Raw genomic sequence first — 24,745 nt, 5'->3', positions numbered from 1 at the left:
GGATACCATCCAATTTTAAAATCATTCCGGAATGATTACTTTTGCACGAACAACAATTATCTATTGGATCTTAAAAGAGTAGTTATTACAGGTGGCCCAAGCACAGGCAAAACATCAGTTATTGAGAACCTTGAAAAAATAGGTTTTCCGTGTGTTCACGAACTTATACGAAGTATGACTTCATTGGAAAAAAACGAAGATAATGCCGGAGATTTCCTAGTCAACCCTATTGTTTCGGTAAAAGACCCTAAAAAATTTAACCAAAGTCTTTTAGATGGTCGTATAAAGCAATATACGGATACCGAAGATGTTGCTGGAGAAATTGTTTTTTTTGATAGAGGAATACCAGATGTACATGCATACATGAACTGTTTTGGTCAAACCTATACCAAGGAGTTTGAAAAGCCATGCTATACCTACAGATATGAGCAAATTTTGTTGATGCCGCCATGGAAAGAAATTCATGTTGTTGACAATGAACGTTTTGAATCTTTTGAAGAAGCAGAACGAGTTTATGAGCACCTTAAATCTACCTATGAACACGTGGGTTACCCTATAACAATTGTACCAAAAGGAAGTATTGAAGAACGTACCAATTTTATTTTAAAACTACTAAATCTAGACTAATGCAAGAAGACCCGATATCCATTTTACGGCAATATTGGGGCTTTACGAGTTTTAAAGGTTCCCAGAAAAAGATTATAGATGCCATTTTAGACAAAAGAGACGTCTTGGCCCTCCTGCCTACAGGTGGCGGCAAGTCCGTTTGTTTTCAGGTGCCCGCTTTGGCACAAGAAGGCATATGTATTGTAATCTCACCCCTAATTGCATTAATTCAAGATCAGGTAGAAAGCTTAAAAAGAAAAGGGATTAAAGCCCTTGCCCTAACCGGAGGAATCCCTTTTAATGAGCTTCTAGACTTGCTGGATAATTGTTTATATGGTGGATACAAATTTGTATACCTATCACCGGAACGTTTGCAACAAGAGCTAGTACAAGATAAAATACGGCAAATGAACGTGAATCTTGTGGCTATAGATGAAGCGCACTGTATTTGTCAATGGGGACATGATTTTAGACCCGCTTACTTAGAATGTGCGGAACTCCGCAAGCTATTGCCACAAACATCAATGGTAGCCCTAACGGCAACTGCCACAGACAAAGTTGCCCATGACATTGTAGAAAGCCTTCACTTAACAGCTCCTGTAGTGGTAACGGATTCCTTTGCCAGAAAAAATATTGCTTTCAAAATTCTATGGGAACAAGACAAGCGTTATAGACTAGTCCAACTCTGTTCTAAAATCAAGAAAAGTGGAATCGTATATGTAGGTACACGAAGAGCTACAGTAGAACTTGCTCAATTTTTAAACTCAAAAGGATGCAGTGCCACTTTTTTTCATGGGGGCATAAACAAAAAAGAGAAAGAGAAAAAATTGGACCAATGGCTAACCAATAAAGTTCAGATTATGGTTGCCACCAATGCTTTTGGCATGGGGGTAGATAAGCCGGATGTCTCCCTAGTGGTGCACTACCAAATACCGGATTGCTTGGAGAATTATTATCAAGAAGCAGGAAGAGCAGGCCGTGATGGTTCTGCTGCAGAGGCAGTTCTTATTACGAATCCCAATGACGAAGAGCAACTTAAAAACCAATTTTTAAGTGTACTTCCGGATACTGCATTTCTTAAGAAATTATATAACAAACTCAATAACTACTTTCAAATAGGATATGGGGAAGGAAGCAATAAAACACTACAATTCAACTTTAATGAATTTGTTGGAACCTATAAATTGAACTCGTTTTTAGCTTATAACGCCATGAAAATCTTAGATCGGAACTCCGTTATTTCCCTATCGGAATCCTTTTCAAAGAAAACCATTGTTCAATTTATTTCAGAAAAGGATGCCATTTTTGACTATCTGGACTCACATAAAGAGACCGCCAGTATAATCCAAACCATTTTAAGGACGTACGGCGGTATTTTTGACTTTGAGACTAAAATCAACCCCGGGCTCATTTCAAAAAAAATCAATACCTCAGAAAAACAAGTTTTTAAGGTATTGGAACAACTTAAGAAGGATAATATTATAACCTACGAAGCCCAACAAAGTGATTTGGAGATTACCTTTCTTGTTCCTCGTGAAGATGACCTCACGATAAATGTCTTTGCAAAAGAAGTAGAAGAGCAAAATAAGGTCAAAACCGATAAAGTCTTTCAAATGATAGACTATATCAAGAACGATAAAAAATGTAGGAGCCGACAGATTTTAGAATATTTTGGTGAAACCAACACGGAAGATTGTAGCATATGTGATGTTTGTTTAAAAAAAAGAAATGCAACAAAACCCACTTTCAATGAAGTTTCACAGGAAATCAGAACTTTATTATCAGAATCCCCACAAACTTCAAGAGCACTTATAGATGTTATGAATTATAATGAGAAGCTTATTTTGAGAGCTTTACAGTTGATGCTAGAAGATGATAATATCGAAATAAACACAAAAAATCAATATCAAATAAAATAGGCCTTATTAAGAGGTATAAAAAACAAAGGAACACAATGAAGGATTTACGCATCGTCTTTATGGGAACGCCAGAGTTCGCTACCACTATTTTAGCAAAATTAGTTAAGAACGATTATAATGTGGTCGGTGTCATTACCGCTCCGGACCGGCCGGCCGGCAGAGGCAGAAGTCTGCAACAATCACACGTAAAGAAATACGCTCTGGAAAAAGGGTTGAAAGTCCTACAGCCCACCAATCTTAAAAATGAAGTTTTTTTAGCCGAATTAAAGTCCTTAAATGCAAATCTTCAAATTGTGGTTGCTTTTCGCATGTTGCCAAAGGCGGTGTGGGCCATGCCAGCGTATGGTACGTTTAATTTACATGCTTCCCTCCTTCCCGATTATAGAGGTGCCGCACCTATTAACTGGGCTATCATTAACGGAGAAAAAGAAACTGGAGTTACTACCTTCTTTATAGATGATAAAATAGATACCGGAGAAATCATCCTACAGGACCATACGGATATAAATGAGAACATGTCAGCTTGGGAGTTACATGATAAATTAATGGTTATGGGCGCAGACCTCGTTCTTAAAACGGCAGAAGCTATTAGTAAGGGTCCAGTTACTACAGTTGCACAACCCATTTCAAAAGAATTAAAGGAAGCTTTTAAAATACATAAGGATACCTGCCAAATAGATTGGAGTAAATCTATAGGTGAAATACATAATCACATAAGAGGATTAAGCCCTTACCCTGGAGCATGGACAACATTGATCAATGGTGATGAAAAGGTATTTGTGAAGATATATGAAAGTGCGAAAGAAAATACTGACCACCAATTAAACGTAGGAGAAATAGAAGTAAGTAAAAAAGAGCTGAAAGTGGCAGTAGATGGCGGTTACATAAACCTGTTAGAAATACAGTTGCCAAGTAAGAGAAAAATGAAGATACAAGATGTTCTAAATGGTCTAAACTTGCAAAAAAATGCCCAAATGGTGTAAAGGCCTAGTATCATTGGGCTGCGAGAAGCGTAAAAAAACCCCTACTTTATCAACAAACGCCTATAGTTATCAACAAAAACAGTGATTTCCCCCCATTTTACTTGCGTTGGGCGCAAATCCGTATAAATTTGTTTAACAGTAAAATACGTTTAACAACAATTAATTAATTAAATTATGAACAAAACAGAATTGATCGATGCAATGGCAGCAGATGCCGGCATCACAAAAGCCGCAGCAAAAAAAGCATTGGAATCTTTCTTAGGAAACGTTGAAGGATCTCTTAAAGGAGGTAACAGAGTTTCTTTGGTTGGTTTTGGATCTTGGTCAGTATCTAAAAGAAATGCTAGAGAAGGAAGAAACCCTTCTACTGGTAAAACTATCAAAATTGCAGCTAAGAACGTTGTTAAGTTCAAAGCAGGATCTGACTTGGCTAGTTCAGTAAACTAAGTCTTACGAGCCATACTATAGAAAAGCGTCTACAAACTAGACGCTTTTTTTTTATTCGTATTTGCTATTTATAAGAAATGTCTTATTTTAGTTATAACTAGCTCATATAATTATGGTAGATTTAAAACCAGAGAAAGGCAAGCTCCTTATTGCCGAACCAACTTTAACCGGAGATGTATCTTTCAATCGTTCGGTAGTCCTTTTAGCGGAACACAATAAAGAAGGCTCTGTAGGTTTTATTTTAAACAAACCTCTTGAATATACTATTGGTGAGCTTATAAACGAAATAGAGATACCTTTTCAGGTATACAATGGTGGCCCTGTAGAACAGGACAACTTATACTTCATACACAAGGTTCCAGAATTAATTTCCAATAGCATTGAGATTTCCGACGGAATCTATTGGGGCGGAGATTTTGAAAATACTATAGACCTAATTAATCAAAAAGTTATTTCAGAAGAAGATATTCGGTTTTTTCTGGGATATTCCGGTTGGTCCTCACTTCAATTGGATAAAGAATTAATGTCCAAATCATGGGTTGTTGTAGAAAACGATTATGAAAGCGGACTGATTCATAAATCTTCTGACGCTTTTTGGAAAGAAAAAATGGTAGAATTAGGTGGTGATTATCTTCTTTGGTCCAATTCACCTGAAAATCCAAGCTTGAACTAGCCATTTCCCATAATCTTAGGAAAGTCTTGCTACGGCATTTAATTTGCCCAAAAGCCCTTTTGCCATTGTATTCCCAAATTCCTTTTTTCTGTACTTGGTAACAGGTTGTATGCCCACAATACTATTTGTAATGAATATCTCATCTGCTTTTTGTAATTCAAAAGGAGATATTGATGCTTCTTCAAATTGATAATCATCAAGCTTACCTAGAATATCTATCAGTTTTTTGCGGATGATTCCATTTAAACAACCCTCGTTTAAAGGCGGTGTTTTTATGACACCGTTTTTCACCAAAAAGATATTTCCGTTCAAAGCCTCCACTACTTGTTTTGAACTATTTAAAAGGAGACAATTCTGATACTCATTTTCTTTAGCAAAAATGCTTCCAACTACATTAATGATTTTATTGTTGGTCTTCAATGTTGATAGCATATCTGCATTGACATAGAAATCTTTAAAAAGCTCAACTTCATAAAGCACGTCACTCAGCACATAAAAAGGACTCTGAAGTGGTATGGTTTCAATACAATAACCAATATCATTTGTGGCGGGCAAATAAAGACCTCCCTTTTCTCTAAAAACTGAAAAACGAATACGCGCTTGTGTGTCGGTCAAACTATTTGCCGCAACAGTTTCACTTATCTTAGACTCTAAGAACTCCATAGTAAAATCCATAGGAATTTCCATACGTAGTACCCGCATAGATGCCATGAGTCTGAGATAGTGGTCTTCCCAGAAAAATAGCTTTCCGTTAACCATTCTCATGGTTTCAAAAAGTGCATCGCCGTAGCGAAGCCCTCTGTTCTGATGGTCTAAAAATTGAGTGTTTTCTTCTAGAAGATTTCCGTTGTAATTAATCATAAAAAAGTCCCGATAATTATCGGGACCAAATATAAGGTGATATTAGAAGAATACGGTTACTTAGAACCTAAAACCTGTTTCAAATCTGTTACTTGATTCGTCCAGAGCATTTTAGCTTCATCTACTTCGTCTTCTTCTGCAAAATCTGTTATAAATAGAGAAACATCTTTGGTAATTTCATCAACAATGATTTTCAATTCAAAAAATGAATCGTCTTCATTTTCAACCCACGCGAATTTTACAAATTCATCACTTTTACGCTTTAATAATTTTGCTTCTTCTTCAGAACCGTCCCATATAAAACTGAACATTTCACCTCTAGAGTTCACATTATCGGCAAACCATTCGGAAAGACCTGATGGTGTTGACAAGTAGGTATATAGTAACTGTGGTGAAGATTGTATTACAAATTCTAGTTCAAATTTTATTTTATCGTCCATTCTTAAGTGTTTACGATGGGCAATATATAGATTTCCTTATGATAAAAAAACAAAAGAGATAGAATAATTTTAGCAAAGTATTGCCGAAGAACAAGAAATAAACTTTATATTTGCAGCCGTTTCAAAATAATAATACGGCGAGGTAGCTCAGTTGGTTAGAGCGTCGGATTCATAACCCGGAGGTCGGGGGATCGTGCCCCCCTCTCGCTACAAGGCTTAAAACCAGTAAAAACAGCGGTTTGTGTACTCACAAGCCGTTTTTTTATGCCTTCTATTTCCGTACTTTTGCAGAGCGTACACGAAACAGTACACACTTTTACAATGAAACCGACCTATACCGAACCCAAAATTTTCACGGGCGGAGTGGATATTGACCAATGGTCCAAGCTCTCTAAATCAGAACAAAAAGAAGCACTTAGTAAACCTTGGTATGTTTATTTTTCGTTCCGAAATCCTGATACCGGATTGTTAAAACGCCAACCCAACATTAAGGCAGGTGCAAATTTTCACACGAATAAAAGAGACCGACTTTCTTTTCTTAAAATTATTAGGACCAAACTACACTTTCTTTTAATTGAAGGCTTCAATCCATATGAAAGGAATATAGAATTGGAAAACAGGATTAAGAACGGTACACAAGAAAGTACAGACCTTAGTTCAGAAACCACTCAAAAGCCACCAAAAAAGGTAATTCTACCTCCAACTCAAGTAAAAAAAGAAGTTATCAAAGAAACGCCAACTCCTCCTCCGGCACCTATAGAAATTGACATATTTTCCGCTCTGGACGATAACCCTATAGAATTGAAAGAAGAGGTCAAACCGGAAACCAAAGAAGTGGAGTCAGAACACCAGATGTCCGTAGCAGAGGCCTTTTCGATTGGATTGAAAATAAAAAAGAGTACGCTTAACGTAAACTCCTATTCCAAATATGAGAACCGAATACTTCAATTTCAACGATGGCTGGGGGAAAACGAGGTTGATGTTTCCGACATTAAAAATGTAACGAAAAAAGTAGTTATTAAACATCTGAATGCCGTCCTCCAAAGAACTAGCCCGAGGACCAGAAATAATGCTAGATCGGCATTAAGTTCTTTCTTTACCACCTTAGAGGACAATGAACTGATAGAAGACAATTTTATTCTAAAAATCAACAATCTAAAATCAGTTCCAACACGTAACAAGACCTACACACCACAATTGGTACGGGATATTGACAAGCACATGAAGGAGAACGACCCGTTGCTACGTTTGTTCGTTCAGTTCGTCTCCTACAACTTTCTCCGCCCTATTGAAGTATGCAGATTGAAGATCGGGGATATAGATATACATGATCAAAAACTTTATGTAAAGGCAAAGAACAAACCGGTGAAGGTGAAGATTATCCCTAAAATTATGCTAGATAGAATACCTGACATTTCACAAATGAAAAAGGAACTCTATTTATTTACTCCCAATGGAATTGGTGGAGAATGGACCGTCTCCGAGACCGAAAAGCGAAATTACTTTACCAAACGGTTCAAAAAGGTTAAGGACCATTTTAAACTAGGCAAAGATTATGGCTTATATAGTTTTAGACATACGTTCATTACAAGGCTTTACAGGGAGATGGTGAAAACCAGTACCCCAGAAGTAGTCAAAAGTCGGTTAATGCTCATAACAGGCCACTCCACACGTGAGGCTTTAGATAGATATTTGCGAGATATAGATGCGGCTTTACCCGAAGACTATTCTAATCTTTTACATCAAACAGAAAACAATTAGATCTCATGGGCTATTACGGACTACTCAAAGGTTTAGATTTAAACTCGGTGAGCATAAACGAACTGAAAGAAATACAGCTTTCCAATGGTGTTTTTGAACAAGTAAATCGGGTATCGTTAACCCTAGATGGTAGTCCTAATTCTATTTCTCAAGAAAATAGTGACCCGGTATATGTACCCAATACCGCATTGACCAAAGAGTTTTACGATTACCTTTTAAATGTATATGAGAATGTTTTAGAAAATTCACTGATTGGATTCTTTTATATGTACGAAGAAGATATACAAGGACATGATGAGAAAGAGACCAAAAATATTGCACATAGCTATTACAGGGAAATTGCACAACTCACCATTAAGGATAAGTTTGATGTTATCCGTATCAAAAGGTCTAGTGACGGGTACCCCATTGTGAGTAGAGCCAAAAAAACAGAGCTTTTTAATATGAGGCAAGAGGTTTTACAGGAAAATTTGGCTACTCAAAATCCAATACACCTCAACCATTTTCTCATTGGGGATGCTAGTTATTTTAATGACTCTCTGATTGCTAAAAGTCCTATTCTTGATGAAATATTGCAGTTTGAAGCTTCAAGAAGAATCCTGACAATTTTCAATGAGCAGTTCCATTTTGAAACAGAGGATTCTAGTTCGATAGATGAAATTAAAAGTGAAACAATTCCGGAGACTGTAGAAAAACCTATCAAAAAGAAAAAACGCCTTCCCTTAATTTCAGATAAAGAAGCCACCACCTTTTTGATTGATACGGTTTTTATTAAGCGGGCGGATAAATATCAAAACAGGTAACCATACATATGGTGGTTAGTATGGTTGTCCATAATCCTTTCCAACTCATTATCTTTAGAAATACCACCATACAAATTGAGCCTAACAACCATATATTATAAATAAACACCATATACAACCATTAATTAAAATGTAACTTACCCAAACTTGAAGAATTGCCTCCCCTTTTATATAATCAGTATAACTCAAAGTGTGCCACCATTTAGACTTGGCATACCATAAAGTTGCAAATTGCTATGGTTATCTTCTAATCGTACAAGGGCTGTGTAAAATCACTATCATCATCTTCCTCTAAAATATTAGGTCCTACTCTTGGAGCAAAAGTTCTGATACTTAATACTTCGTTGGAAGTGTCAAATCTCATCAACCTCATTAGACCATTACCCCCATTTCTATCGTTAACAGTATAAGGGGCGTTTCTCCTAGATTGATAATTAGATAAATAGCTCTTTATTATATGTCCATTATAGTTGTCTTTACGAAAGCCTTCTCCTGAAATATGTCCACCTAACATTAAAAAGACATTATTATGATGTTTCATTCTATCATATATGACTTGTCCCTGATTCGTAAAATTACTCGCAACGCTATTATTTCCAAAACCCGGACGGGTATCATTGTAGCCAATTGATTCACCATTTGCATCAATAGGCCTACCTAACAAACTATGGCTTACAATAATCGCCTTTCGGTCCGAATATGTCGTTAATATACCATCGGCCCAATTTAAAACAGCACTTTCAATTGAAGCACTGTACTCCGTTGATCCAGGTGTATTCAATTCTAAATACAGTACAATAAAATCAATACCGTTAGCTGTAAATAAATCATAATGGTTATCACTGTTATTCGAACTACCATACGCACCCCCATACCATGAAAATTGCTCCATATGATTTCTGCCAAAATAAACTCCATACCCATTGTTTGTTCCTGGTGATGAAGGGTTTCCATATGGAGTTTGATCATGGTTACCAACAGCGACACCATAAGGAATAGAATCCTGTTCTAACTTGTACATTTCTGTTTTGGCCCTAAGCCATTCAATCTGGTTATTATCATCTCCGTGATCCACCATATCGCCTAAATGTACCACGTACGCAATCTTGGAAGATTCTTTATTGGCCCTTATCCAACTAATCTGGTCTTCGAACATAGTCATAGTTCCACCATGCTTTAAAGAGGTGTAATACTGAGTATCAGGTAAAACTACAATTTGAAAGAACTCATCATTTGACATAAGATTTGTTTTTATTGAATTTTCTTCACTCAACATAGTATCCGATTCGGAGTAACCACATCCCTCGCAAAAAAGCAAGAAGGATATAATAAATAAATATATTGAACGAACACATAAGCGTTTGATTTTCATAAGTATATGTTTTTTTGGTTTTTTATAACCGTTTATTCAATTGTGTTTTACAACTACTTAATTAACAATTCTGCAGACACAAAATAATGGTCACTAGGATAAATGCCGTTTACTTTCTCTTTGATAATTTGAGCTGAAGAAGCTTTTATATCCCCTCTATAAAATATAAAGTCAATTTTACCCTTCACCTTATGCTCAATAGGTATTTTTCGATTTGGACCTACAAAATTGTGCATGGTATACCCGGGGTCAATTTTCCCGTGAACATCAGAATAACTATCAGACCAATCCAATTGAACTTCATTAATTTCCCTGCTGTCAATATCACTATTAAAATCACCTGATAACAATTGTGGGAAGTTTGAAGGATACTGACCGCTCTCTTCATTTATCATTCTTACCTGTCTCTCCCTAGCTTGAAAAGAAATATGGTCTAGATGCGTGTTAAGTACTCTGAACTGTACGGAATCCTTACGGTCCAAAAGGCGAACCCAATTAACATGTCTAGCCCTAGCAGTACCCCAGGCCTTTGAACCTCCTAATTCTGGTCGCTCTGATAACCAGTAACAACCGGACGATATAAATTCATATCTTTTCTTTGAAAAGAATATGGGATTTTTAGCTATACCATGATATTCCCCATCTGTAAACATATCCATCTCCGGTCCTTCAAAGCCAAGTGAAGTATACTCTGGAAATGCTTTTTTTAAATCACTATTCTGAACACTTAGAACTTCTTGAAAACAAATAATATCCGGTGCATGATTTTTCAAGACTTCAAATAGAGTATGTTTTCTATTCGACCAGCCCACACCTCTTTCCTCGTCTGTTTTAAGTGCTACTCTTACATTTGCCGTAATTATTTTATGTGGCAGTGAAACTTTATTTAGATGTACATTATTCTGAGAAAAAACCACAGATGAACAGAGTAATATGCCACCAATACATGCATTGGTCATACTGAAAAAAGCCCATATAACTATTTTCCTTAAATGGTTATTGGTTATGTGGGCTGTTTTAAACAAATTCATTTTAATAACCCGGGTTTTGTTCCAACTCGGAATTTGTTAGTATCTCAATGATAGGTATAGGCCACAAATAATCTCGATTAGGGTTGAAAACCCTATTCTCAATATGTCTCATTTGAGAATTATTGGCTACTACCGAATAATCAGCAGTGCCATTTTCATCTATCGCTGGTGCACTTGAAAGCCATTCATTTGGTATTCGACCTAATAAATCTCCGGACATCACATCTTCCGCAATTCCCCATCTGCGTATATCCATCAATCTAAGACCTTCATTTGCAAGCTCATATTTACGTTCCTTTCTAATAATAGAACGAAGATGATTCTGGTTTTTCCCAGTTGCAATCTTTGGCATTTCAACCGATGGTCTTTGACGCACTTTATTGATTGCTTCATAAACAGAATCATCAATATCGTTGGCTTCTATCTTGGCCTCAGCATAAATCAACAATACTTCTGCATATCTAATTAAAATTAGATTTATATCCGAGTTCAAATCGTCTTCAATATCTTCAATATCCGTGTACTTTCTATAAAGGTATCCAGTATAAGTTGCGTAAGCATTGGTAGCATCGTTATTTGGCACGCGCGAAGGAGGAGTTGTATTATAATTCCACACCATTGTACTATCTACATTTGTTTCAAACTGATAACCAAACAATACACTATTGGGCAATACAATTGAAGAGCCTAAGCGTGGATCCCTATTTTCAAAAGGTTTAGATGGATTATATAAAGGAGATTCATCAATAGGTAATCCATCTGTCATTTCATATGAGTCAATCATGGACTGAGGAGGAACTTCGTTAGAAACACCACCAGCAAGCCTTGAAGTAAGAAAATTAGGCGTACCGTGAACTTTTGTTCCCTTTAAATACTGAAGGGAAAAAATAATCTCTTTAGAGGTTTGACCTTCGTAAGTAAACAACTCCTCAAAATTGTCATGCAGTTCAAATCCTAGCTCCATCACTTCCCGTGCTGAACTAGCGGCTATATTCCATTTTGCATTGTACAAAGCTGTACGAGCCTTTATTGCAAGAGCCGCTCCTTTTGTAGCTCTTCCATGATACTCATTATCAGGCATAGTTACGGGCAATACGGAAGCAGCATAGGACATTTCATCTATGACAAAATTAGCAACATCCGCCTTACTAGACCTAGGGACTTCCACTTTGTCCAATCCCTGAACAGACGTAATTAGTGGTACATCTCCGAATAACTCTATTAAGTAATGATAACTCAAAGCCCTTACGAATTGAGCTTCTGCTTTTGTTTGCTCATAAACCTCTACAGAAATTTCCTTTTCTAAGCTTTCTAAATTTTCTAGCAGGAAATTACATCTAGCTATCGTTTTATAAAACTCCTTCCAAAAAATTAAAATGGACCCATTGTCACTACCATGGCTACCATTCCCAATATGCTGCATTTGATGGTTGCTCCTATTCCAACTTATATCAGTTGTCACATCTAGTATTATAGGCCATGGCCTACGCGATTTAGCTTCAAAATTCAAGCCTTCATAACATCCATAAAGTCCCAATTTCAACTCTTCCTCATTTGAGTAAAACGAAGCCGCCGAAGGACCGTCTAAAGGGACTTTATTTAAGAAATCATCTTCACAAGAAAACAAACCAAATAGAACCAATACACTAATGCTCCATTTAACTACTATATTTTTCATAATTGCTTTACTTTAAAAATTAAGGTTAAGTCCAAAACTGTATACTTTTACTTGTGGATATACATCTCCCCTTCCCACAGGAGCTTCTACATCGTATCCATCCCAGAAATCATCAATACTTACCAAGTTTTGCCCATTAATATATAAGCGAAGATTGTCTATACCCAGCTTGTTTGTTAAGACCTTAGGTAATCTATAACCAATTTGCAAATTCTTTAAACGAACGTAAGAAGCATCTTTTACCCAAAAACTAGAGTTCTTTTCATTATTGGCATGGCTAATTGTCAGTCTTGGAAAACTAGCATCCCTATTCTCTGGTGTCCAATAGTCTTTGTGCTGTTCCTGGACTGTACCGCCGTTAAAGAAGGGCATAATACCTTGCTGATATAAAAATCCATCAGCCTTTCCAACCCCTTGCCAAACCATGTTAAAATCAAAATTTTTGAATGTGGCATTAAGAATCGCTCCAAAAGTATATCTTGGTATAGTACTACCTATAATTACATTATCATCATCATTAATGATACCATCATTATTTTGATCCTTATATTTTAAATCCCCTGGAGCAACAGTACCGAATTGAGTAGCATGTGTTAAAATTTCTTCTTCGGTCTGAAAAAATCCTTCGGCTTCTAACCCGTAAATGGAATTTATAGATGAACCTTCTCTACTAACTGTAAGGCCTGTTCTATTCACCCCTTTCAAACTAATTACCTCATTCTTTACATCTGATAGATTAATATTAATATCAAAGTTGAAATCACCTATAGCATCCCTATAAATGGCACCGATCTCCCAGCCTTTATTGTTAACCACACCTGCATTCTGATATGGACGATTCAGACCTATTGTTAGTGGTATATCTAAGTCATATAGTATATCATGAGTATTCTTATCGTAGAACTCCGCAGTTAAAGTAAGCTTTGAAAACAAACCTAAATCTATACCTACATTTGTCATTTCAGTGGTTTCCCAAGAGATGTTACTGTTTGCGGCGGTATTCAATGCTCCTGTATTTACAATTTGTTTATCGAAAGCATAGGATGCTATTGCAATAGATGATGTGAAAGGATAATTACCTATATCTTGATTACCCAGCCTACCCCATGAAGCCCTCAACTTTAGTTGCGTAATTACACCGTCTAAAGGTTTCATAAAATGCTCTTCAGAAATACGCCAACCACCAGAAACAGATGGGAAGAAACCATACTTATTCCCTTCTGAAAACCGTGAAGACCCATCATATCGGCCATTGATCTCCAATAAATATCTATCTTTATAATTGTAGTTGACTCTACCAAAAAATGATTGTAACGCCCATTCAGTTGCACTTCCTGAGTTTTGCTGATTATCCGCTGAACCAGTATTTAAAACCGGATAGTCAGAAAATATGAATCCGTCCCTAAAAGCAGAAGTAAACTCATTTCGGTAATCTTCCCTAGAAATTCCAAGCAAAAGTGAAACATCATGATCCTTAAACGAATCATTATATTTCATTGACCCTCTTAGATTATTATAAATACCTCTACTATTCTCACGAGTTAAAGAGGTTATTGCTGGGGAAGTAAATGCGGGTGTATCATCTGGCTGAAAAGTGTCTACAGATTCATAAAATACATCATTGCTATACTCATTAAAGCGTGGAGCTATATTTAGAGTAAAAATCAACTGCTCAATAGGCTTATAATTAAAAAAAGTATTGAGTTGAATTTTAGGATAGCTGCTACGCTTTTGCTGCCCCCCAATGTTACTAAATGCTATAGGGTTTGCGCCGTTCCAGCCTTCTCCGTAACTACCGTTACTGTTTATTCCTGGTTGATTGGCAGGAATTCTGTTCATCCAATGAAAGACTTCAGAAGTTCCACGGCCAGGTTGAATTGTAGTTTCTGCGGAAAGTTGTAAATCCAATTGCATTTTAAACTTTTCCGAAAACTCAACATCCATATTATTCCTGAAAATTAATCTTTCAAAAGATGAATTTTTGATAACTCCTTCCTGATCAAAATAACCAAATGACGATTGAAATTTTGTTTTCTCACCTCCACCACTAACACTTAAAAAATGATTGCTCATAATTCCCGAACCCACCAATACCTGATTCTGCCAATCGGTATTCGGATAGGAATCAATATCACTATCACCAATTGTTCTATAACCTTGAACCAACTCATCTGTATATAAGGGTTCTCTTCCCATATTTACATATGCAATATTCGTTAGGTTGATATGGTCCAATGCATCTACCATATTTGGTAGGTTTGTTGAAGTTTGAACACCTGTGTAGTGATTGTAGTTCACGGTTAACTTTTGTGATTTAGAACGTTTAGTAGTGACTAGAACTACACCATTAGCAGCCCTTGAACCGTATATGGAAGAAGAAGCCGCATCTTTAAGTACAGATATGGAATCTATAAGATTTGGGTCAAGGTCATTTAACGAACCCTCCACCCCATCAATTATGACTAAGGGGCTAGAATTGCTTAGAGTACCAATACCTCTTATTCTTATCGTGCCGGTATCACCTCCTGGTCTTCCCGAATTTTGCACAACCGTTACCCCAGGAGACAGGCCTTGGAGTGCCGAAGACGTTTGACCTATAGGCCGGACTGTTATCTCTTTATTAGATATAGTCGATAGGGCACCGGTTAAATTTACCTTTTTTTGCGTTCCATAAGCAACAACAACAACTTCTTCCAATTTGGAAGTATCCTCAAGCAATATTACATTTAATGAAGAACTACCATTAAATGGTATTTCCTGACTTATAAAACCCAAATATGAGAATACCAATATGTCATTAGGTTCTACCTCTATAGAGTAAAGACCATCAAAGTCTGTTGTAGTACCCCGAGAAGTGTTCTTTATAGATACCGAAGTTCCTGCGAGAGGAACCCCCATGGCATCTTTTACAACTCCACCTACTTTGACTTTGTTTGTAGGCTTTGGCGAGGTCTTATAGGTTCTCTTGATAACAATAGTCTGATTTTGGACCAAATAGATAAAACTTGCTTGGTTAGAAAGTTTTATCAAAACGTTACTCAGAACTTCTTCTACACAATTTATATCATAGTTTTCCCTATCCTCAGCTATAGAAGCCCCATAAGTAATGTTGAAATTTGTTACTTTTGTAATTTCATCGAAAATCTCCTTCAGGGTGGCATTTTCTAATTTAAGGGAGACTTTTGTATTTTGTAAATCTTGAGTATAGCCATAAGCAAGTTGCATGCCCATTAGAATGGTACAAGTAATAGCTACTTTAAATAATTTTAATAAAGTCATAAATACTTTAGCTTAGTAATTAATAATTAGATGTTGATTCTTGCTATTGTCAGGGCCTGTTGGAGCAGGTCCTTTTTTTATTTTTTTATTGAAACTTCTATCACATTGTTTTTTGGTATTAGTTTAACTTCATTTATAAAATTCAATCTTTCTAAAATGTTTGATAAGGCCTCATTTTTTTCAATGTAAAGTGAATAAATCTTTGACTCCTTTGCGTATGCATCTACATAGACCACGCGTTGTCCGTAAATAGATTCTAACACTATTCCTAAATCTTCCATACTTATAGAATCAAAGAATATTTGATCTTGCATCCATAAAAGATGAAGTGATGTTTTTGTATCCTTTTTCTCAATAGAAGTATCTGAAAGCATACTATAGCTAACCATTTGATTTGGTCTGAGGTTTACGGATTGAGTATCTGAACTGACTTTTACCAAACCAGTTGAAACGGCTACGGTAACAGTTGAATCTGAATACTTTATATTAAAGGAAGTTCCCAAGACTTGTGTTACGACCTTCCCTGTAGTTATAGAGAATGGCCTGAGAGTATCTCTCTCTACATCAAAATATGCCTGACCGGTTAAAGTTATATGTCTACTGTGGTCATCAAATTTTTTTTGGAACTGAATTTTAGATTTTGATTGAAGCCTAACCGTTGATTTGTCCGGCAGAGTTATAAGTTTAACTACATCAGTATTATTACTAATCGTTAGACTTTCGGTAGTTGTACGGTTATAATTAAAGTAGAGCCCAAAGCATAGTAGTAACATTGCTGCAACTGCAGCAGTATATTTCCAATTGTAAAAAGATTTAGTTATAGTTTTGGTTGTATCTATTTTATCATGGATTCCACTCCAGATCTCATGAGATACTTTCCCCTCTATATTTGATGATGAAAAATTCTTAAATTCATTATCCAAATATGATTTTAAGCTTTCTTCCGAGTCAAAGTATTTTCTAAGTTCCTTTGTTTCGGAAGGAGTGCATTCTTCTTGTTCAAATTTTTTTATGAGATAAGTAAATCTATTTTTCATGCTTTTTTGACTTTCATATTTGAATGAGTCAAAAAAGCACTATATCCCGTAGTTTCAAATGTTACAAAAAGTTTAAGCTAACGTAAATAAAAACACATATAAAGCCAGATGGTCAGATTTGCTCCGTAAATTTTTAATAGCGCTTCTCAGGTGCGTCTCCACCGTACGTTCCGATATTCCTAAAATAGTTGCTGCCTGCCTATATGAATACCCCTGTAATTTTACTAAATCAATTACTTCTTTTTGTCTATAGGGTAGACTTTCCAGTAGTGTAATTAATGTTCTTGAGCTAAATTTATCCTGTATTTCAGGGGCTTCATTTGCGAGCCTGGCCTCACTAAAGTGGATTGCCGCTTCCTGTTCTCTTAATTTACGTTTGTACTCCTGAATAATTGCATTGCGTATACAGCTGAAAAGATATGACTCAAATTTTTCACGAAATGGATCTATAGTATGCTTTTTACTCCATAGGGTTATATAGGCTTCTTGGACTATCTCAATGGACAATGCTTTATTATTAGTTCGCTTTAATGCAAAAGCATATAATTTGGAATGCGTATCGAAATAGAATTTTTCAAAAGCAACTTTATCTCCTACAACTAATTTTTTAATTATACTCAAACCAAAGACATGTAAACGGCGAAAGTATTTGGTTTTTTAGAACTGCATATTATCTATAGATTAACTAATAGTAAAATATAAATCCATACCTCACAAAAGTATATTTAAGCTATGTACAATTAGAGAAACATCCTACTAAAAACTAAATGTTTGCTGATTTAATCACGTCAATATTACCGTTAAGCATATGGTATGCCGGTACAACTGTAAGCTGTACCGGCTACCTGGAAAAAGTAAAATAATCCTACTTATACAGACGGTTCGGTATCTATCGTTGATTCTAAGGTAGACTCAATGGCATCCGGAATGTTCTCTAAAAGATCATACCCTGTTAAATTTTCAATAGCATCAACCGTAGTTTTAAATTGCGTCCAATCGGTATCTATGTTTTGATCATTGGGAACAAGCACCGCAATTACTCTAGTAGATGTTGTTACGCGTTGAATGTCATTAGTCCCATTAGGTAAAACCAATGCTACTTTCCAAAAAGCGTCCGGTACATTTATTTCTCCGTTTGATATTGTATTGGCCGATCCATTACTACCGGTACCTCCGGTACCAAAAACTCCAGTTATAATATGTACTTCATTCCCATCTAAAGTTAATGACCGTAAATAACTTTCAAAATTGGCCCATGACCTTCTATTATTATCTGGAGCCTGTGGTGCTATATTTGTCATATAATAGGTGTTTTCATTGGAGTCTTCGCTACCGTTGCGGTCTGCCGAAGGGCATAAATGCCCTCTGTCAAAACCAGAATTTGTATAGTCGCTGGTAGTAGCTCTAAAAAAGGTGGCAGGCAATGTTGTATCCGACTTAAAACAGTTGCACCTAGAAGTGGTTCCTGTCCATGCTGTACTTAAATGCCAGCTAACCCAATTGGCCGTTCCGTTACTGTTGTTATATGATAAGCTAAAATCAGGCTTAGAAAGGAAATAATTATCAATAGAAGAAGCTGCATCGGAAGGGTTGCCAAAAGTGAGGTTGCTATCCATAGACGGATTGTTGCCACCTCCTGATGTATTTACTTCAACTTCAATATTGTCTATATTAATTCTGTTAGACCCTCCAGAAATCTTGAATATGCCATAGCGAACGCTTTGGGTATCGTTAACCTCAAACGTAACCGTATTTAATGTGGTTGAATTGGTGGTGATGACATCTCCTACATAGTACCAAGTAGCACCATCATCGTAAGAAGCTACCAATCTCCAATTGGATGCTCCGTTACTTCCATATGCTGCATGACGTACAAGAACACTAGTGGCGCCGTTTTCCATATTGAAGCTCATAGTCAACTTACCGTTATTCCTAATCCTAACGGACTTTGATCCAAACTTTCTGTCATTGGCCAAAGATCCCAATAGGGCATCTTCCAAATACCAATCTCCAGATGGAGATAAACTTACACTTCCGGCAGCATAGCTTCCTTTTGCACCAGATTCAAAGGTTTCCGTAAAGCCAACGGTTTTTGCCGTAAGGTTATATGCTTTGTGCTTATGCGGCCCTTGATTGTCATAATAATAGGTGGGAACATTTAGTTCGCCGTTCATTGTAATTCCTTCTATAGGAGTTTCCTCTATTGGTATTTCCTCATATACGGAGCTATCCGTATAATATTCATCCGTAGAACATCCTATCAATAAAAAGGATAATAAAGCAAAAAGAGAAAGGTAATTTGGGGTAAAGTACTTCATAAGGCTATTACTTTTAGTTTTACAATGTGATATCTTGTAAAGATAATGTAATACTTTACTTACTTATTGTACAGTGTATAGATTGTTCGGAATTAACAAAACGGTTTAAGAAACTAAAGTGCTTCCCACGAATTGTAAACACGAAAATACTAATTTTGAAAACCTGTTCCCCAATGTACCTATAACATCACTACCATGCAGTAACCGCGTACCACCATATAATATCAATAAATAACCACATCACAACCATACCATCCCCAAATCATAAACTATTGATAATTAAACAGTAACACATTTCTACCGTATCACTGCCATGGTTGTACCGTAGTACAACCATTTTACACCATATTACTAGCGTTGCTACCACTGTTAGAAAAATCAAAATTGACACACCACGAGTAATTCGCCTAACTTAACTAGGAAAAATATATAGTAGAATATTTTAAGAGAACCATTTCATTATTTCCTCTCCTATTTGGTCATTTATCTTACCTTCCTTAAGAATATTTAGTCTTCCAATAGCACATTGATGATTCTCATCTCCTTCAAAAACAATAAATTCAGGTTCTTCAGTTTTTAGTGCCGGATATAGTAGAAGCGCATTAAATGAATCCCAATATTTATTATAGACATACATTTGCCTCAAATCATGAGTGGATGGTTTTGTACTTCCTATATTCTTCCATTTGGTGTCTATTACATAGGTCTTATCAGAAGTGCGAATCACAATGTCTGGTCTTATTTTAATTCCGTTCCAGAATGATTTTGACTCTTGACCTTTGACCTCTACACCCTCCATTCCTAGTGCTTTCAGTTTTACTAGTACATATTCTTCCCATAAATCATTCATATTAAAAAGAAGGGCAAGCATCTTCTCTTTACCACTTGAAATATTAGGTGCAAAGTTTAATATAATCAGTCTAGCAATATCCAAAGCCGTTTCGTACGGCTGCGCCTTTCTGTTGATGTTTAATTTTTTAAAAGTGTTCTCGTTAACCGAAACCTTAGAAACATCAGGAAAGTTGGCCTGTACCCGTTTACACTTAGAATATAAATGCGTCCCAGTTGAAAACTGACTTATTATATCTAAAGCCAATGCTAAGATTTGATGAATTTGATGGTCATGATTATAAACCTGGTGAGAGGTATGGAAACGTTCCTTGTGAATTAAATTTTGGTTAATATGAGCAGCAAACTCTAGCTTTCCCTTTAGCGCCTTTACATTACCCGTCCTGATTCCATATTGTTTTATTAAACCTTGATGCACCAGCAACTGAATCTCGCTTAAAAACCACTCAAAATAAATATCCAGCAGGTGTATTTGCTGCTTGTTTACGTTGGCATTGCCAACCTTGTTCACTTTTAAGCGTTTGGTAGCCTTCAGCATTTGAATAAGTACTTGCCGCCACAAAGATTCGGCAGACGACGCACCATCTATCTTTGGTAATACCTCTATAGTAAGACCATCTATTTGAATAACGCCTACATACTGGGAGAATTTGATGCTCTTATGTCTAATCGTAAAATATTTATCATTATGGAGCTGATTTAGCTTTGCCAAAGCATTAAAGTGTTTTTCTTCAAAACGTACTTTGTCATAGCTTTGGCCAATGCGTAATGTATGATGCTCAAAAACCTGAAGTATGTTTTTTCGCTTATTCATCTGCCACACCCAATAATAATTTGACCGCAGCTTCTATATCTTCTATTGGGTTAATAAGTTCAAAACTAATATTGCTTTCAGGCTCTTCAATATTCTTAAAATTTGGGAATATGTTTTTTATAATATCTTTTTCCTTTACGAACCCACTACCAAGTACTAGAGCTATTTTTTCGTAATCATTATAAAAATATTCTTGAAGAAGCGGTATAATATTATTCTTAAACACACTTAATAGTCCTTCTGTATCACCGCTCTTTAGTTTGATAAAATAAGAATGACCTACGGCATGGTCTCTATCTAATAATGCTTCTATTCTTAGATTAATTATTTCCAATACCTCTTTAAGGTCAAAACCCATATACTCTATGTGGTTTAATCTTTCTGGATTAGGCATTACTTCTTCAAAAACAAAACGACGCCTAAGCGCAGTGTCCAATGCTTCAACGCTACGGTCTGCTGTATTCATGGTTCCATAAATATCCAAATTCGTAGGCACACTGAACTCTTTTTTTGAATACGGTAGTTTTATACTTAACTCATTTGATGCTCCTTTTCGCTTATCTATCTCTATTAGGGTTATTAACTCCCCAAAAATAGCTGAGACATTACCCCTATTTATCTCATCAATAAAAATTGCGTATCTATTTTCTAAATCATTTTGAGCTTTTATACATAAATTTTTAAAAACTCCATTCTCAACAGTGTACCCCAACTCTTTATTTTCACTAACCTCTTCTGGCATAATTGGTTTTATGCCTTCAACAAAATCCTCATAAGCAAACGATTGGTGAAAGGTTACAACTTCATAATTCTTTATTACCTTATTTGGGTTTGCTTTAAAATTATTGATTGAGTCTAAAATATCAAATAATTCAGGAACCTGTTCTTTTAATTCCCCATCTAACAAGCTCCACGTTTTATCATCATTTTTATCAAAGATATAGGGCACTTGCCTTTGGGTATATGCAACGTTTACAGATTCCAAAACCGTATGCATTTGTAGGGTACCCCAAAGTGTTGCCCTAACATTTTTAGATTCTGATAGTTCGGCTTTTTTAGTCACCCATCTATTCTCTAGAATGCCATTAACTTTTGCTGTTCCTATCTCTAACAAAGTCAAAGCTATAACCTGCCACCATGTTAAATTTGCAACAGTATCCTCAAAGTGTTTCTCAACCGTAATAGAGGTTTCTTGAATGGTGTATTTATCAAATAATGTTTCCTTTAATTGATATGTTTTTCCTGTACCAGGAGGTCCATAAAAAATTTTATTTATGGGCTCCGTTAGATTCCTAATTACTTTTTTTCCACTCACGATTAATTCTTGCCCTTCCTTTAAAAAATTAATAAATGCTTTTATAGAAGCGGAATAAAAAGTGTTTGTGCCATATGACGGGGCCTGTTCGTAGTAATATTTACCATTAACATCTTTTTGATTGTCAATTAAATCTTGATATAATGATGTGAGCTCCGATATATTTGATATTGAATAAATGTCAATGTCCAAAAGTTCATTTAATATATCTATTGCCCTTATGTATGACTGACTTTTTTTACTCGTTTCCGTACTCTTCAGCCAATCTGTGAAACGTTCTTTGACACCTACGATTTCTACAGTTGCTTCATTCCAAATTCTCTTAGTAAATTCAAAATAATCCTGCTCATCTTTTTTCTGCTTTAATATTCGTTTGTGAAGTTCAGATGGCCTTGTATTCCTGTCAAATGGGATATTAAAATTGTTCGCTATTTTTCTTAAAACATCTAATTTAAAAATATTCAATGAATTAAAATTGCTGTACAAGAATGCGATTTTCCATTTGTAAGCAAAACCTAAATCTAATTTGTCAATTGCAACTAGGTCATTACTACCAACAGCTTCTACAATCTCTAAAATTATATTTTTTATTGAACCAAAAACCTCTTCTTTCGTCTCCCCATATTTACTATACCAAGCATAAACACCATCAGTTCTGCTGCTTCTATCAGTAACTTTAGAACTTATATCCTTTCTTCTGTATATACCAAATTTATATGCTGAACCTCCCCATATACTGCCTAAGTCTGTTGTTCTAGCCTCTACCCAATAACAAAATGAACTTTCCTTATCTAAATTGGTATACTCATCAAGAGACATGTTCCTCAACCTTGCAAGGGGCCATTCTTTCAAAAATTGCTCTTTAAGTTTATAAAGATTATTATCCATAGCAAAAATTGTATTGAATTCTTCTTTTGTAGCTGTAAAATTAGTCCCTTGATTACCTGCCTTAAAATTTGAAAATTCAGACAAACCTTTTAGTTGAGATGACAGAATTGGTTTTTCGGCAAAGCTTCTTAAAATTTTAAGCTTTACCCGCTCGACTTCGCCTACGCTTTGCAAATTCTTATAATGTTGTAGCTCCTCTGATTCTTCTTGAAAAAAACCGACTTCTGAAGTAACTTCTGCCAAGGCATAACAACCTGATTGACTTCCGGTTTGCCATATAATCACCTTATCACCAACCGTTATCCTATCTTTATGGGTAGCAACTTTCCAACTTTGCAAATGGCCCTCTTTAAGTGCACCTGCTATATCATATATAGCTGGATTACCTTGAAAGAGCCAGTAATTAGTTTGTCGAAAATAATCATTCAAAAACTTAGTATAGTTTTTATCACCTAGAATCGCAATAGGTATTCCATTACCTTTTTTTCTATCATAATCATAGAATACCTTATTCTTTATTCGCTCTTTTTTACTGTTTTCAAACTTTATATAAGAAATCATTTCCTTATAATTATTCTTGTTAACTGAGAACAAATCTTTATCGAAAAATTCATTGATCTCATTTAATGTTGCGGTTACAGATTCAATTGTTTTGCCATAGTATGGTTGATAGTTGACCGTGGCATTATCAAGCAACCACTTAGCAAATTTCTTTTTTACGGTCATGCTTTCAATATCTTTATTTTTAAGAATAACATCGAAGCCATTTCGCTCTAATGCTTTAAAGCAATCAGTATTTAAACCACCCTTAAAATAACGTTCTATTTTTCTCCCTACAGCATGAAAATTGGCATAAACCATTATTGCTTTGGGAGGGTACCTTTTACCTTCATATACTATATCATATGTAGAGGAAAAACTAAAACCATTTGGTAAGCCCTTTACTTGATAATCTTTGATGCCTAAGAGGATATGTTCTTTTGTGACTTGGTCGAATAGCATTAATTATAATCTTTACTTTGTAAGTTTGAGTACATTTTCTCCCATAGAATATCATGAGTACAATGAGAACAACGCGCTGCGCTATGAGGAACTGAACCAAAAGGATATTTACCGAAAAGCAAACCTGTGCGTACATAAAAGTTTCTTTTTTTTCCTTCAGGTTTATGGCCAATTGTTTTCCTATTTGAAAACTGTTCTGAATTAAAATATTTGGGAGACCCCATCATAATGATATACGGCGGATCAATAAATTCAACATAAGCTTGAAATAAAGGTATTGATATCATCCAGTCCTCCCAACTTAAAAACTTGGTACTCGGTGTTCTAAAAAAACAAAGGTTACTATAGTTTATTTCATCAAAAGAACAATCAAAATGTTTTGTAAGATGCTTATCAACGTGAGTTTTAAAAGGCCAGGTGTTAGAATCAATTTCTTTTGGATAAGAAACCTGTGGCTTATGTACAAAGTCTTTACCCACTCCCCAATTTAGCCCAAAAACAATTGGCTTTTTTCGCGTAAATGGGCCACTGCAAATAGAATAGAACCAATCTTTGTGCTTATTTTTATTATAGACAGGAGATTTATAAAATGCTTTTTTTGTAATACTTAAAAGATCATTAAAAAATATTTCTTCTTCACTCATTACTTATTTATTCTTAAAATTAGGT

19 protein-coding genes and 1 tRNA gene are annotated in these 24,745 nt (G+C 35.7%); 8 read left to right on the top strand and 12 right to left on the bottom strand.

Annotation, left to right across the window (positions count from 1 at the left end):
* The first annotated feature begins 63 nt into the window (after nucleotides 1-63).
* The 5 genes from IWC72_RS15175 (at nucleotide 64) to IWC72_RS15155 (ending at nucleotide 4,628) form a co-directional block, all read left to right on the top strand.
* The gene (locus IWC72_RS15175; protein WP_194527029.1) at nucleotides 64-627 is read left to right on the top strand and encodes an AAA family ATPase; all 564 of its coding nucleotides are present in this window, start codon (nucleotides 64-66) and stop codon (nucleotides 625-627) included.
* Entirely contained in the window at nucleotides 627-2,525 is a 1,899-nt protein-coding gene (locus IWC72_RS15170) for a RecQ family ATP-dependent DNA helicase (protein ID WP_194530362.1), read from the top strand. The genes IWC72_RS15175 and IWC72_RS15170 overlap by 1 nt, the downstream gene beginning before the upstream one ends.
* A 35-nt stretch (nucleotides 2,526-2,560) precedes the next feature.
* Complete coding sequence (gene fmt / locus IWC72_RS15165) at nucleotides 2,561-3,508, top strand: methionyl-tRNA formyltransferase (protein ID WP_194530361.1); 948 nt, start codon at nucleotides 2,561-2,563, stop codon at nucleotides 3,506-3,508.
* A gap of 174 nt (nucleotides 3,509-3,682) precedes the next feature.
* Nucleotides 3,683-3,955, top strand: a complete 273-nt coding sequence (locus tag IWC72_RS15160; RefSeq protein ID WP_194527026.1) for an HU family DNA-binding protein — start codon at nucleotides 3,683-3,685, stop codon at nucleotides 3,953-3,955.
* A gap of 112 nt (nucleotides 3,956-4,067) precedes the next feature.
* Nucleotides 4,068-4,628: a YqgE/AlgH family protein gene (locus IWC72_RS15155; RefSeq protein ID WP_194527025.1), complete on the top strand. Its 561-nt coding sequence runs from the start codon at nucleotides 4,068-4,070 to the stop codon at nucleotides 4,626-4,628.
* A 15-nt stretch (nucleotides 4,629-4,643) separates the two neighbouring features.
* Here IWC72_RS15155 and IWC72_RS15150 read toward each other — a convergent pair whose 3' ends face one another.
* Both IWC72_RS15150 and IWC72_RS15145 read right to left on the bottom strand, forming a co-directional pair.
* On the bottom strand, nucleotides 4,644-5,489 hold the full coding sequence (locus tag IWC72_RS15150; protein WP_194530360.1) for an aminotransferase class IV: 846 nt from the start codon (nucleotides 5,487-5,489) through the stop codon (nucleotides 4,644-4,646).
* A gap of 56 nt (nucleotides 5,490-5,545) precedes the next feature.
* The gene (locus IWC72_RS15145; RefSeq protein WP_194527023.1) at nucleotides 5,546-5,929 is read right to left on the bottom strand and encodes an START-like domain-containing protein; all 384 of its coding nucleotides are present in this window, start codon (nucleotides 5,927-5,929) and stop codon (nucleotides 5,546-5,548) included.
* Between the two features lie 136 nt (nucleotides 5,930-6,065).
* On the opposite strand from IWC72_RS15145, the gene IWC72_RS15140 reads away from it, so the two are divergent.
* The 3 genes from IWC72_RS15140 to IWC72_RS15130 all read left to right on the top strand — a co-directional run bounded on the left by IWC72_RS15140 (nucleotide 6,066) and on the right by IWC72_RS15130 (nucleotide 8,493).
* A tRNA-Met gene (locus IWC72_RS15140) sits at nucleotides 6,066-6,139 on the top strand.
* Between the two features lie 54 nt (nucleotides 6,140-6,193).
* A complete protein-coding gene (locus IWC72_RS15135; RefSeq protein ID WP_194530359.1) occupies nucleotides 6,194-7,690 on the top strand; it encodes a tyrosine-type recombinase/integrase in 1,497 nt (498 codons plus the stop codon).
* 5 nt (nucleotides 7,691-7,695) lie between these two features.
* Complete coding sequence (locus tag IWC72_RS15130; RefSeq protein ID WP_194530358.1) at nucleotides 7,696-8,493, top strand: hypothetical protein; 798 nt, start codon at nucleotides 7,696-7,698, stop codon at nucleotides 8,491-8,493.
* Nucleotides 8,494-8,740: 247 nt separating this feature from the next.
* Here IWC72_RS15130 and IWC72_RS15125 read toward each other — a convergent pair whose 3' ends face one another.
* The 10 genes from IWC72_RS15125 to IWC72_RS15080 all read right to left on the bottom strand — a co-directional run bounded on the left by IWC72_RS15125 (nucleotide 8,741) and on the right by IWC72_RS15080 (nucleotide 24,720).
* Entirely contained in the window at nucleotides 8,741-9,733 is a 993-nt protein-coding gene (locus IWC72_RS15125; RefSeq protein ID WP_194530357.1) for a metallophosphoesterase, read from the bottom strand.
* A 185-nt stretch (nucleotides 9,734-9,918) separates the two neighbouring features.
* Nucleotides 9,919-10,896, bottom strand: coding sequence for an endonuclease/exonuclease/phosphatase family protein (locus IWC72_RS15120; protein WP_226979585.1), 978 nt, complete (start codon nucleotides 10,894-10,896; stop codon nucleotides 9,919-9,921).
* Between the two features lies 1 nt (nucleotide 10,897).
* A complete protein-coding gene (locus tag IWC72_RS15115; RefSeq protein ID WP_194530356.1) occupies nucleotides 10,898-12,574 on the bottom strand; it encodes a RagB/SusD family nutrient uptake outer membrane protein in 1,677 nt (558 codons plus the stop codon).
* A 12-nt stretch (nucleotides 12,575-12,586) separates the two neighbouring features.
* Nucleotides 12,587-15,853: a SusC/RagA family TonB-linked outer membrane protein gene (locus IWC72_RS15110; protein WP_194530355.1), complete on the bottom strand. Its 3,267-nt coding sequence runs from the start codon at nucleotides 15,851-15,853 to the stop codon at nucleotides 12,587-12,589.
* Nucleotides 15,854-15,930: 77 nt separating this feature from the next.
* On the bottom strand, nucleotides 15,931-16,890 hold the full coding sequence (locus IWC72_RS15105) for a FecR family protein (RefSeq protein WP_194530354.1): 960 nt from the start codon (nucleotides 16,888-16,890) through the stop codon (nucleotides 15,931-15,933).
* A gap of 72 nt (nucleotides 16,891-16,962) precedes the next feature.
* Nucleotides 16,963-17,511 (bottom strand): RNA polymerase sigma factor, encoded by a 549-nt coding sequence (locus tag IWC72_RS15100; RefSeq protein ID WP_194530353.1) that lies wholly within the window; start codon nucleotides 17,509-17,511, stop codon nucleotides 16,963-16,965.
* Nucleotides 17,512-17,759: 248 nt separating this feature from the next.
* A complete protein-coding gene (locus tag IWC72_RS15095; protein WP_194530352.1) occupies nucleotides 17,760-19,208 on the bottom strand; it encodes a DNA/RNA non-specific endonuclease in 1,449 nt (482 codons plus the stop codon).
* A gap of 442 nt (nucleotides 19,209-19,650) precedes the next feature.
* On the bottom strand, nucleotides 19,651-20,871 hold the full coding sequence (locus IWC72_RS15090) for an McrC family protein (protein WP_194530351.1): 1,221 nt from the start codon (nucleotides 20,869-20,871) through the stop codon (nucleotides 19,651-19,653).
* Nucleotides 20,864-24,076, bottom strand: coding sequence for an EVE domain-containing protein (locus IWC72_RS15085; protein WP_194530350.1), 3,213 nt, complete (start codon nucleotides 24,074-24,076; stop codon nucleotides 20,864-20,866). The genes IWC72_RS15090 and IWC72_RS15085 overlap by 8 nt, the downstream gene beginning before the upstream one ends.
* A complete protein-coding gene (locus IWC72_RS15080) occupies nucleotides 24,076-24,720 on the bottom strand; it encodes a hypothetical protein (protein ID WP_194530349.1) in 645 nt (214 codons plus the stop codon). The genes IWC72_RS15085 and IWC72_RS15080 overlap by 1 nt, the downstream gene beginning before the upstream one ends.
* Nucleotides 24,721-24,745 lie beyond the last annotated feature (25 nt).

Origin of the sequence: Zobellia roscoffensis (assembly GCF_015330165.1) — a bacterium.
Lineage (GTDB): Bacteria > Bacteroidota > Bacteroidia > Flavobacteriales > Flavobacteriaceae > Zobellia > Zobellia roscoffensis.
This window is presented reverse-complemented; position numbering and strand designations above follow the sequence as displayed.